Annotated in this window: 9 protein-coding genes; 8 read left to right on the top strand and 1 reads right to left on the bottom strand. The window is 75.1% G+C overall.

All coding sequences use genetic code 11. From position 1 onward, the window contains the following. Positions 1 to 22 precede the first annotated feature (22 nt). Complete coding sequence (locus AB0I67_RS24330) at positions 23 to 1006, bottom strand: helix-turn-helix domain-containing protein (RefSeq protein WP_357927551.1); 984 nt, start codon at positions 1004 to 1006, stop codon at positions 23 to 25. 705 nt (positions 1007 to 1711) lie between these two features. Here AB0I67_RS24330 and AB0I67_RS24325 point away from each other — a divergent pair. The 8 genes from AB0I67_RS24325 to AB0I67_RS24290 form a co-directional block, all read left to right on the top strand. Continuing rightward, positions 1712 to 2734: a hypothetical protein gene (locus AB0I67_RS24325; RefSeq protein ID WP_357927549.1), complete on the top strand. Its 1023-nt coding sequence runs from the start codon at positions 1712 to 1714 to the stop codon at positions 2732 to 2734. Next, entirely contained in the window at positions 2734 to 4716 is a 1983-nt protein-coding gene (locus AB0I67_RS24320; protein WP_357927548.1) for an MFS transporter, read from the top strand. Before AB0I67_RS24325 ends, AB0I67_RS24320 begins: the two co-directional genes overlap by 1 nt. A 21-nt stretch (positions 4717 to 4737) precedes the next feature. Continuing rightward, a complete protein-coding gene (locus AB0I67_RS24315) occupies positions 4738 to 5352 on the top strand; it encodes a hypothetical protein (protein WP_357927546.1) in 615 nt (204 codons plus the stop codon). 36 nt (positions 5353 to 5388) lie between these two features. Beyond that, positions 5389 to 6468 carry a VOC family protein gene (locus AB0I67_RS24310; RefSeq protein ID WP_357927544.1) on the top strand — a complete coding sequence of 360 codons (1080 nt, stop codon included), beginning with the start codon at positions 5389 to 5391 and terminating at the stop codon, positions 6466 to 6468. Between the two features lie 63 nt (positions 6469 to 6531). Further along, complete coding sequence (locus AB0I67_RS24305; RefSeq protein ID WP_357927542.1) at positions 6532 to 7764, top strand: alpha-hydroxy acid oxidase; 1233 nt, start codon at positions 6532 to 6534, stop codon at positions 7762 to 7764. Then, the gene (locus AB0I67_RS24300; protein WP_357927540.1) at positions 7761 to 9506 is read left to right on the top strand and encodes a thiamine pyrophosphate-binding protein; all 1746 of its coding nucleotides are present in this window, start codon (positions 7761 to 7763) and stop codon (positions 9504 to 9506) included. Before AB0I67_RS24305 ends, AB0I67_RS24300 begins: the two co-directional genes overlap by 4 nt. A gap of 37 nt (positions 9507 to 9543) precedes the next feature. Continuing rightward, positions 9544 to 11472: a hypothetical protein gene (locus AB0I67_RS24295; protein WP_357927538.1), complete on the top strand. Its 1929-nt coding sequence runs from the start codon at positions 9544 to 9546 to the stop codon at positions 11470 to 11472. Between the two features lie 2 nt (positions 11473 to 11474). Next, positions 11475 to 12230, top strand: a 756-nt coding sequence (locus tag AB0I67_RS24290; protein WP_357927537.1) for a hypothetical protein, incomplete at its 3' end; no start/stop codon positions are given.

The raw sequence follows: 12230 nt of genomic DNA, 5'->3' as shown, positions 1-12230 counted from the left end.
GGACCGGGAGGGTTCTGCCGACTCAGTCGTGCTTGGTCGACCTTGTACGGCGTGCATCGCTGTCGTCCGTCAGCTCGTCGTCGGCGCTGGGGTCGTCGGGTGGGGCCTGGTGGAGTGCTTCGGCCACCAGGCTCTGCGCCTTGCGGAGGACGGCGGCGACGGTGGCGCGTTCGGCCGGGGTGAGGGGCGGGAGGGGCTGGGAGGGGTCGTCGCCCATCAGGGCCGGGGCGGCGTCGTGGGTGAGGGGGTCCACCTCGGTGAGGTGGGCCGGGGTGGGCCTGGGGGAACGGCGGCGGGGGGTGAGCGGGCGGGTGGGGGTGCCGGCCTCCGCGGGCTGACGGCGGGTGGTGGCCGGGGCGGCGTGGGCCGGGGCGTCGTGGGTCGGGGTGGTCGCGGCGGCGGCGTCAGCGGCGGGAGTGGCAGCGGCCGGGGTGGTGCGGGCTGTCGTGGTGTGGGTCGAGGCGGTGGTCGGCAGGTTGTGGGCCTGGTCGGCCCAGGCGATGACGCGGTGGACGGTGTCCAGGGCCGAGGGCGGCAGACCCGCGAGGAGGGTGGCGAGGGGAGCGACGGCGGGGGATCGGGCGATGGCCAGGGCGGCCTGCGCCACCTGGGCGTCGGCGGCGGCGGCCAGGGCGATCCGGGCGACGTCCGGGTTCCCCGCAGCCGCCAGGGCCACCCGCATCACCTGAGGATCGTCGGCGGCGGCGAGGGTGACGCGCATGACCTGGGGGTCGTCGGCGACGGCGAGCGCGGCGCGGGCGGCGTCGGGGGATGCGGTGCCGAGCGGCCCGGTGCGCTCGGCCAGGAGCCAGCCCACCGGGACGTCCAGAAGGGCGGCGAGAGCCTGCAGCAGCGGGACGCTCGGCATGGCCTTCCCGGTGCGCAACACCGAGACGTGCTGGCGGGTGACGGGATGGCCGGCCGCGGTGAGGGCCTCGGCCAGCTGGGTGTTGTTCATCCCGAGCTGGGTCAGCCGGACGCCCAGCCGCTCGGCGAAGCTCGACACCTCGTGCTCTCCCTCGTGTGGCGGAGTCGCGCCATTCCACGACAAATAGCACTTGTCAGATGGCCGGCCGACTTCCTGCATTATGCCGCAGCTTTCCGTGTCCAGCAGGTGAATGGATCATCGCCGGCTCGGTAAAACTCACTTCTCTGTCACATTTCAGTTGACACGATGATCTGGGATGTCCTATATGTGGCTCTAGTGTCAAATGAGATGTGACAGCAGTGATGGGGTGCGTGGTGGCGATGGCGTCCGCAACGCCCCACCCGGTCAGCGATCGCCACGACAGAACGGCCACGCCGAGGCACCACCACGGCGCACCGGTCTCCGGGCGCATCCGAGCGGAAAGGGCGGTTACCGATGACCGACACAACCCCGGGCGGTTCCCCCACCCGGCCCCCCCAGGGCAGCGCAACCCCGCCGCCCCCGACCCCGACCCCCACGCCGAGCGGCCCGGCCCAGGCCACGGCACCCGCGCCGACCGGCCCGGGGTGCGGGCCGGAAACCGGGGTGTCGGGTGGGGCGGAGGCCGAGGTGTCGGACCGTTCGCCGGCTCGTCCGCCGACTGGCCCGCAGGACCATTCGGCGGCCGGCTCACACGGCCGTCCGCCCGTTGGGTCGCAGGCTCGTCCGGCGGATGGGTCGCGGGGCGGGTGGGGGGCTGGTCGTACGGCGGGCCGTACGCCGGAGGAGGCGCTGGGGCGCAACGTGCGCGAGGTCATCGCACGGGTGGCGCGGAACGCGGTTCCTCGCAGTGTGTGGGTGGAGGTCACGCCGCTGCCGTTCGATGGTGCGGCGCTGACGCTGACCTGTGCCGATCGCCTGGAGGCGGCAGAGGAGGTGCTCTGGCAGGCGGCCCACCACGCCGAACGTCAACTGCGGCGGGTCGGCTGGCACGTCACGCGGCTGGCTGCCCGGCCGCTGCGGTGGCGGGGTGTGGGGCCGGGCAACTGCGCTGCGTCGGGGCCGGCTCAGGAGCTTGTGGTGCTGGGGTGGTCGCTGGAGGCGCTGGCCACTCGGGCGGCGCTGCTGGAGGTGTCGCTGCGCGGGGTGCTGGGGACGAGCCCGGACTTCACTGTCGGCAAGTCGGCGGAGCTCAGCCTGATCCATCTGCGGGCCGCCCTGCTGACCGAGACGGGAGTGCGGGAGCCGTCCACGCCGGACGTGCCGTCCAAGTGGGACGTGCCGGAGCCGTCCGAGTCGGACGCGCTGAGGCCAGGCGCGGTGGTACGGGGGGTGCAGGACGAGCTGAGTGCGCGCTACCTGCGGTGGCCGGCGCGGTTGCGGGAGTTGGAGGGGCTGCAGCGGTGCTCGACCGTCCCGGCCCTGCGGTACGCGCTGGCGCGGGTGGCTGGGCTGGAGCGTGCCGTACAGGAGCGGTGCGAGGCCCATCTCGCGCTCGCCGCCCGCACGGTCCACCTGGTCCTGCGGAACTGGGGCGAGCTCCATGACCTTGAGCAGGCCGCTGAGTTGGCCTGCGGCACCCTCCGGCGCGCGCTGGCCGGCAAGGAGCCCGGCGAGTGGGGCCGCGACGAGCTCGAAGCCCGAGGTGTTTCCAAGGATCGGGAGGACCCCGTAGGTCAGATGACCTCCAGAGATCGGGACGATCCCGGAGATCGGGAGGATCCCGGCGGCGCGCAGGTGTCTCGAACCGTGGATCCGCTGTTCGGGGGGATGTATCGGCTGGTGGCCGCGACGGTTCCGAATCTGCCACAGCCGGCGGAGGACTGATGAGCCGTCCCGCGCGCGCACGGCGCGGTGTCGCGCCGGTGAGGGTCGCCGCCTGCCTGACGGTGGGCGCGATCATGGCCGACACCACGGGCAGCACGCTGGCCCTGCCACTGCTGGCTCGAGACCCGATCGCGGTTCATCTGGCCGTCACGGACCTGTCGTGGCTGGCGACGCTGAACCTGGTGGTCCCGGCGGCGCTGCTGGCGACGGCGGGACGGGCCGCGGATCTGCTGGGGCGGCGGCTGGTGCTGGCGTTCGGGCTGGCGTCGATGATCGCGGGGGCGGTCCTGGTGCTGCTCGCGCCGTCGTGGCCCGCGCTCGTCGCCGGGCGGGTGCTGTCCGGGCTGGGCGGGGCGACGATGTTCCCCGGCGCGCTGAGCCTGCTGCTGGACGCGGTCGGCCAGGTACGGCGGCGCTCGGCGATGGTGACGTGGGGCACGGCGTCCGGCGTCGGCGGGGTGCTCCTGAACATGGGTGCGGGCTGGCTCCTGGACCTGGGCTGGCGGGCGCTGTTCGTACCGTCGGCCGTCGCGGCGGCGGTCGCGCTGCTGCTGGTGCCGGCCCTGCCGAAGATGACCGCCCGGACCCGCCGGCCTGACATACCCGGCATGCTGCTGCTGGTCGGCGGGCTGGGCCTGGCGATGTACGCCATCACCAGCGGCTCGCAGTGGGGCTGGACCTCGCCCGTACTGCTGGCCACGGTGGCCGCCTCCGCCACCTGCGTCCTGCTGGTCGTGCGCCGCTCGCGGCAGCACCCCGGCGCGGTCCTGGAGGCCGACCTGTGGCGGCGGCCGGGCCTGCGCTTCGGCGCGGCCGTCGCCGCGGTCACCACGGCCATCACCTACAGCGCGATGCTGGTCCTGCCGCTGCAACTGCAGAGCCTGGGCGTCGGGCGTGGGGACGTCGGCTGGTGGCTGGCCCCGATGGCCGCGGTCGGCATCGTCGTCGCACCGGTCGCCGGGGCGATCAGCCGGCGCAGCATGATGCTCGGAATCTACTGCGGCTCCCTGGTGATGGTCGCCGGGGCCGCGGCACTGATCGTCACAGCGGACCGGCCGCCGGGGTGGTGGCTGATCGTGGGCACGCTCGCCGTCGGGACCGGCTCGACGCTGGTGTTCACCGGCGCCAGCATCGTGGGGAACTCGGCCACTGCTCCTGAGCAGTACGGCGCGGCCGTGGGGGCGATCAGTACGGCACGCGTGCTCGGGGGTGCGCTGGGCATGGCGGCGGCGGCCGCGGTGCTGGCGAACCCGCTGCCCCAGGCCCTGTCCGAGAGCCCGACCCTGCCCGGCTACAGCACGACCTTGCAGGGTGGGCTCGCGCTGAGCGCCCTGATCGCCACGGCCACCTTGATCCGCTGGACCCGTACGGCTCGGCCCGCTGAGGCGGAGGACGACTGGGCGGGGGACGCGGTGGTGTGGGAGGCCGACGAGGCGGACTGGGCTCGCGGGTTGCGGTCGCGGGAGACGGTGCCTGGGCGGGGGAGCCGTGACCTCGGGTGGGGGCAGGGTGACCCGGGCTGGGACGAGCCGGGCTGGAACGGATCGGACTGGGACGAGCCGGGGTGGCGTGAGCAGGGCTCGGGCGACTCCGGGTCGTGGGCGGGCGGGGCCGGGGTGCGGGTGCCGCGGCAGGTGGCCCCGCTGCTGTCGGCGCCCACCCCGTACGACGCCGGGCCGGTGGACCTGCAGGAGACCCTGCGGGAACTGCAGGCGGCCCGGCAGCAGATCGCGGTCCTGCGCGGCTACCTGGCCGAGGCCGAGGCCGACTGGGCCCAGATCGCCACCGACATCGAACAACAACGCGCCGACCACGACCGCGCCACCAACCGCAACACCGGCCACCACAACCCCGGCCACCACAACCCCGGTCACGGGGCCGATTCCCACGGTGCCGGTCACCACGGTCCCGAGGCCGATCGCGGTGATCGGGGCGCTCATCCGTACGGCAGGCCGGCGTGGCCGGTCGGTCCGCATCGCTGATCACGTCTGCTGGAGGTTCCCATGCTCGCCCCCGCGCCACAGGATCCACCCGGTCCCGCCTGGCCCACCCTCGACCGGCCCGCCCGGGTACGGCACGCCCGCCATGCCCGCCCGGCTCCGGACTTCGACGACCACGATCCCGGCCAAATCCGGGCCGCAGGAGGGCTCGGCAGGGAGCGCAGTCTCGGGATGGAGCTGGGCCTCGGGACCGGGCCGGAACCGGTGGGCCGGTCCCTGGAGCGGTCCGGAGATCGGCTGCTGGTCCCGGCCGACGAACCCACGGCCGAGATCCCCGCCATCCCCGCCGCGCCCCTCCCCCCGCGCCGGCAGCCGGTCCCGCCCGCCGTACCCCTCCCTGTCCCCGAACAGTCCACCCAGGCCGCCGCTCCCGTCTCGATCCCGCAGCAGGCCACCCCGGCCGCCACGTCCTCCTCCATCCACCACCACACGACCCTGCCCTCCGTGCCCCAGCAGACCGGGGACCGGTTGGTTCGGACGCCTGCCGTACCGCAGCAAGGCGGCGCACGGCAGCAGCGCTCGCTGACGGCCGAACTGATCGTCCCCGACCGGCTGGACCGCATGCACCGGATCGCCACCCGGAACATCGCCGAGATCCGTCGCCTCCTGGGCTCCTGAACCCCCGCTCCACCCGCTCTCCGACAAGGCCCCACCATGAACCAGAACCCGTCCGCCGTTGCCTACACCGAGATCTACGCCGCTGACGGCCCGGCCGCCGTCGCCTACTTCCGCCGTTACGGCTTCACCGAGGTCGCCACCGCGACCGGCGCCGACCAGCACAGCACGCTGCTGGAGGCCGGGCCGGTGCGGGTGATCGTCACCACCCCGGCCGCCCGCACCTACGGGCCGGTCTCCGAATGGCTGGCCAGGCACGGTGACGCCGTGGCCGACATCGCCCTGTACCGCGACGACGTGGAGCAGGTTCTGGAGCGCGCCAGCGCCGCCGGGCTGGGCGTCCACCGGCCTGGGCAGGGCGGGCCCGCGGTGGTGCAGGGGCTGGGGGCCCTGCGGCACACGATGCTCGACCTGATCGACGTCGATCCGGGAGATCCGCTCGTGCCGGGCCGGGCGTGGTCGCCGGTGCAGGACGGTCGTCGCGACCTCTCCGACGAAGGGAGGGCCGAGCCGTTGCGTGAGGTCGATCACCTGGCGGTGTGCCTGCCGCCCGGCGAGCTCGCCGCGACCGCCGAGCTGTACCGGCGGGTGTGGGACATGGAGGTCGTCGACAGCCAGCGCATCGAGGCCGGCCCGACCGCGATGGACAGTCTGGTGCTGCGCGACGCGCTCGGCGTGACGTACGTGATGGCCGAGCCCGACCCCACGCGCGCGCCCGGACAGGTGGACGAGTTCGTGAAGGGGCACGGCGCGGCCGGGATCCAGCACATCGCCTGGCGGGTGGACGACCTGGTCGAGGCGGTCACCGGCTTCGCCCGGCGCGGGGTGGAGTTCCCGCCCGCCCCGCCGGCCACCTACTACGAGGACCTGGCCGCGCGATTCGCCGGCACGCCGGGCCTGCCCGCCCAGCTCCCCGACCTGCAGGCGACCGGCATCGTGCTGGACGTCGACCACGGCGGGACGCTGCTGCAGATCTTCACCCGCGCCCCGCACCAGCGGGGGCTGCTCTTCTACGAGCTCATCGAGCGCCGTGGCGCGACGGGGTTCGGCGAGCGCAACGTCGTCGCGCTGTTCGAGGCGCGCGAGCGGGACCTGGCCCGGCTGGCCGCCGCCTCCTAGCAAGAACCCCGGCCCGGCGGGCCCGTGTCCGGAGGGCCCGCCGGGTTTCCACCCTCGAAGGAGATGACCATGTTTCTGACGCTCGACGACTTCGAGCGGGCCGCGCAGCTCGCCGTGGACCGCCGCTGGTGTGGAGAGCCGGTGTGGGACTTCATCGCCGGCGGCGCCGGCGCGGAACGCACGCTGGAGGAGAACCGCGCCGCCTTCAACGCCTGGCGCCTGGAGCCGCGGGTCGCGGTGGACGTGTCCGGCGCCGACCTGGGCACGATCGTGCTGGGCGACCGGTGGGCGGTGCCGATCGGCATGTCGCCGACCGCGCTGCACCAGCTCTGCTGCGACGAGGGCGAGCTGGCTTCCGTCACCGCGGCGGCGCGGGTCGGGGTGCCGCTGACCTTGTCCACGTTCGCCAGCCGTACCGTCGAGGAGGTGACGGCCTGGCGGCCCGACGCGCAGGTGTGGCAGCAGGTCTACGTCTTCAAGGACCGCAAGGTCACCGCCTCCCTGGTGGAACGGGCCCAGGCGGCGGGAGCCAGGGCCATCGTGGTCACGGTGGACTCGCCCTGGCTCGGGCGCCGCCACCGCGACCTGCGCCGGGGCGGGAAGGTCATCCCGCCCCAGGTGGTCGCGCGCAACCTGGCCGCCAGCGTCGGCCACGACCCCGACATCGCCTCCCCGGCCGAGCACAGCGCGCAGAGCATGGACCCCTCGCTCACCTGGGCGGACATCACCTGGCTGACGACCATCACCGACCTGCCGGTGGTGGTGAAGGGCGTCCAGCACGCCCGGGACGCCGAGGCGGCGGTCGCGGCGGGCGCCGGGGCGGTGTTCGTCAGCAACCACGGCGGCCGCCAGCTCGACCAGTGCCGCGCCACGCTGGAGGTGCTGCCCGAGGTGGTCGCCGCCGTGGGCGAGAAGTGCCCGGTCATCCTCGACGGCGGCATCCGCTCCGGCCTCGACGTGCTCGTCGCGCTGGCGCTGGGGGCCCGCGCGGTCATGGTCGGCCGGCCGGTCCTGGCGGGGCTGGCCGCGGGCGCCGCCTACCCGGTGCTGGGCGGCGCGGCCAACGGCGTGGGGTACGTCATGCGGGCGCTGGTCGAGGAGCTCCTGGACGCGATGGGGCAGACCGGCCGCCCGACCCTGGCCGACATCGGCCGGGACCTGGTCTCGCCCGCTCCGCCGTACGCCGCCAAGACGGCCGGGTGCGGGCAGCCCGCCTCGCTGCCGATCGAGCTCACCTTCCCGCCCGAGCTCACCCTCCCGGCCCCCTCCGCGGCCACGCTCGGGGCGGCGTCATGACGATGACGCGGCACCACCCCGCCCCCGCGACCTCGGTCCCGCCCCGGACGGTGGCCGAGGTCGCGGGGCGGCTGCTGGCCACCCTCGGCGTCACGACGTGCTTCGGTGTGGTCGGCAGCGGCAACTTCCACCTCACCAACGCGCTGATCGCGGCCGGGGTGCCGTTCGTGGCCGCGCGGCACGAGGGCGGCGCGGTCACCATGGCCGACGCCTACGCCCGCACCAGCGGCGCGCTGGTCGCGGTCTCGGTGCACCAGGGGCCCGGGTTCACCAACGCGCTCACCGGGCTGACCGAGGCGGCCAAGAGCCGGACGCCGCTGCTCGTGCTCGCGCCCGAGACGGCCAACCCGCGCTCCAACTTCGCCGTCGACCAGGAGGCGATCGTCCGCGCGACGGGCGCGCTCTACCTGCGGGTCTCCCGCCCGGAGTCGGCCGCCGACGTCCTGGTCTCCGCGGTACGGCAAGCGCGCGCCGGCCGGGGCACCGTGGTGGTCGGGCTGCCGCTGCACGTGCTCGCCGCCCCGGCGACCGGCGAGCCGCGCTCGGTCCCGATGCCGCTCGCGGCGCCGGCGGAACCGGCTGCCGAGCGCGACGTCGCCACCCTGGCCGAGGCGCTGGCGACGGCCGAACGCCCGGTGATCGTCGCCGGGCGCGGGGCACGGGACGCCCAGCCGTACCTCGAACGGCTGGCCGACCGGGTGGGCGCGCTGCCGGCCACCTCGGCGGCGGCGCACGGCCTGTTCGCCGGGCACGACTTCGACCTGGGGCTGCTGGGCGGCTTCAGCACGCCGGCGGTGGCGGACCTGGCCGCCGAGGCGGACCTGGTGGTGGCGTGGGGCTGCTCGCTGACCGGGTGGACCACCCGGCACGGGCGGCTGATCCACCCGGCGGCGCGGGTGATCCACGTCGACCACCGGCCCGAGGGGCTGGCGGCGACCCATCCGCGCACCGGGGCCGGGGCCGAGGTCATCGGCGGCGACTGCGCCCGCACGGCGGTCGCCGTTCTCGACGCCCTCGGGGGACGCCTGCCGTACGCGCGGGAGGGGTATCGCACCCCGGCGGTGCGCGAGCGGCTGCGCGCCGGCCGCCGGTGGAACCGGCTGCCGATCGCCGATCCGGCGACGGAGGCGGGCCGCGTCGATCCACGAGCACTGGCCGCGCGCCTGGACCGGCTGCTGCCGGAGGAGCGCACGCTGGTCACCGACTCCGGCGCGTTCATGGGCTACCCCATCGCCTACCTCGACGTGCCGGACGAGGCCGGGTTCTGCTTCACGCAGGCCTTCCAGTCCATCGGGCTTGGGCTGGCCACCGGCATCGGCGCCGCGCTGGCCCGCCCCGACCGGCTCACCGTGGCCGCGCTCGGCGACGGCGGCGCGCTGATGGGCATGGCCGACCTGGAGACCGCCGTACGGCTCCGCCTGCCCCTGCTGGTGGTGGTCTTCAACGACGACGCCTACGGGGCCGAGGTCCACCACTTCACCGGGCACCCCCTGGACGCCGTCACCTTCCCCGAGGTCGACCTGGCCGCCATCGCGGCCGGGTACGGCTGCGCCGCGGCCACCGTCCGCGACCTGGCCGGCCTCGCGGCGGTCACCGACTGGTTGCGGGAGCCGACCCGGCCCCTGCTGGTCGACGCCAAGGTCTCCCGCGAGCTGACGCCGTGGTGGCTGGAGGACGCCTTCGTCGGCCACTCGGCTCCCCCCGCTCCCGCCGCCGGTACGGCGGCGGGCCACGCCCCCTGATCCATGGGGGGCACACCGAAGGAGGAGAGATCAACTGATGTGGGATGCCTTATCCCCCAGGGACCGGGGGGAGATCGGCCTGATCGCCGATCGCTACGGCCCGGGCCTGCTCGACTACCTGAGCGCGGAGCTCAGCCGCGAGGACGCGCTGCGGGCGCTGGCCTGCGTGCTGCTGTCCGCGCGCACCCACCTCCACCGGCTGTCAGGCCCGGCCACCAGGGGCTGGCTGTACGCGCTGGCCCGGGCGCACCGGGCCGACCTGGCCCACGCCCACCCGGCCTCCACCGGTTCCTGGCGGCGCGCCGCCGGTGACAGCGCCCCTGACCTGGTGGACGGCGCGCTGGCCGCGCTGGAGACCGACCTGCGCGAGGTGCTGGACCTGTCGGCCCGGCACGGCCTCACCGACGCCGAGATCGGCGCGATCTTCGACCTCGGCGTCCTGGAGGTGGAACGGCTGGTCGCCGAGGCCGAACGGCGGCTGGGCCAGTGGGTCGCGGCAGCAGCCGGGGCCCAGGGCGAGGACGGGTGCCGGCAACTGGCGCTCCGGCTGGCCGACTGGCAGGCCGCGCCGATGCGCCGCACCCGTACCCAGATCACCCGGCACATCGAGGACTGCCGCCGCTGCGCCGCCACCCGCGGCGAGGTAGGCGCGGCGGAACTGCTGGCGCACCTGCCGCTCCTGGACTACGTCGGCCCGCTGGAGGACCTGCTGGCCGTCGCCGAACCGCTGCCGGGACACGACGCCGGCTGGCGCGCCGACGGCTACCCCGTCCAGCAGCACACCCTCATGGAGGCCCTGGACCGCATCCCGCCCCCGGCGGGACCGATCTTCACCGGGGACGAGGACCCGTCCGCGGAGCCGTCCTCCCTGGGCGAGCACTTCCTGGCCAACTACAGCACACCGGAGAGCCGCTACCGGGAGCTGGAGATGGACATGGACCTCGACGAGCACACCGACGGCGACCACTGGCGCGACCTCGGCCGGACCCTGCTCACCAAGGGGAAGGCGGTGCTGGTGGTCGCCGTCGTGGCGGTCATCGGGTTCTTCGTCTTCCGCGGGGTGCAGGCCCCGGCCGTCAGGTCCACGGCCGCCGCCGGGCCCGGCGCAGGCCAGGTGGAGCCGGCCCTGGTCAACACCCCCGCCGCCGTCCCCGACCGGACCGCCGCCGACGGGGGGCAGGACCCGGCGGCGGAAACCGGCGTCCAGCAACCCCCACCGGTGCCGACGGTGGCGCCGCACACGGTGCCCACCGCGGCCCCGGTCGCCACGGTGCCGGTGGTGAACAACGGCCAGCAGCAGCCGTCCCCCAGCGCCCCGCCACCCACCCGCCCGGCCGACACCACCGGCAACACCGATAAAACCGGCAAGGCTGACAAGAACGACAAGTCCGCCGGCGGCGCCGGCCCCGACGCCCCTCCCCAGACCCTCCAGGGCCCGGGGAGCGGCCAGCAGCAGAAGGGCGGACCGAAGACCCCGCCGGCGGGCGGCGGAGACTCGCAGCAGCAACAGAAGTCGCAGCCGAAGGCGCCCCTGCCCAAGCCGCCGGCCCCGGTGGCCAGCATCGCCGGCATGGACATGGGCACCTCGCGGCACGGCTCCCTGCAGGTGTCCTGCCCCAAGGCCTCGTGCCAGGTCGTCTCCTCCTCTGTGGCCTCCGGGCCGCTGTCGGCCAGCGGCGCGAGCTTCAGCATCTCCGAGCCCTCGACCGAGAAGGGCTGCGAGGCCGGTCCCCGGCGCGGCAGCGGCAGCATCACCGTCTCCTGGACCGGCACCGCGACGGGCGACGGCGTCACCACGGAGGGCACGACCACCGCCGAGGGCACGCTCACCGTCTCGATCACGTGGTCGGTCGAGATCGACCGGGGACGCGCGACGACCATCAACGGCGTCACCTACTGGTCCAACTGTGGCACGCCGGCTCCTGAGGCCGGCGGTTCCGGCTACCAACTCGGCACGAGAGGCTGAGCATGAGGAAGATCGCAAACCTGTCGAGACGGCAGAAGATCGCCGCCCTGAGCGCCACCGTGCTGCTCTGCCTGGGCGGGGTGCCGGTCGTCGCGGCCGCCACCGGAGCGGACTCCATCGAGGGCGCCTACGAGAACAACGCCCTGGTCGAAGGGCACTACGAGGCCGCCGCGGCCAAGGGCAAGAACACCCCGCCCCCCGGCAAGCCGCCCGCGCCGCCCAAGACCGGCACCGGCGGCGGGCCCAAGGCGCCGCCGCCGAACCAGCCCTACGCCAAGCCGCAGTCCACGCCCGCCGGCAGTACCACGCAGTTCTGCGAGACCACGGCCGGGGGCGGCGGCTGGTCGCAGATCCAGACCGCGGGCAGTTGCGCCCCCGACAAGGTCGTCACCTGCCAGTGGGACGCCGGGTCCGGCAAGTGGACCTGCGTGAACGCGGTCGGCTGGCCGGTGCAGGCGCCCGCGTCGTTCTGCCAGGCCCAGCCGGGGTTGTGGCCGTGCGGGTCCGCCTCGACCGGGCACGCCAACCAGCCGATCGTCGCGGTCGCGGTGACGCCCAGCGCGGGTGCGCCGGCGGTCGCGGCGCAGCCGCCGGTCGATCCGGCGGTCGCGCCGGTCGCCTCGCCGCCGCCGGGCGTACCCGCGCCCGGCGGCGCACCCGCGGCCGCGCCCGCCCCGTCCCCCCCCCTCTCGCCCCCGGTTTCGCCCACGGTGTCGCCCGCGGGTTGGCCCCCCGCCCATCCGGCGGCGAAGCCCGCC

This window comes from Nonomuraea sp. NPDC050310, assembly GCF_040655795.1.
GTDB lineage: Bacteria > Actinomycetota > Actinomycetes > Streptosporangiales > Streptosporangiaceae > Nonomuraea.
The sequence above is the reverse complement of the archived record's forward strand: the minus strand, read 5'-3'. Positions and strand labels throughout refer to the sequence as shown.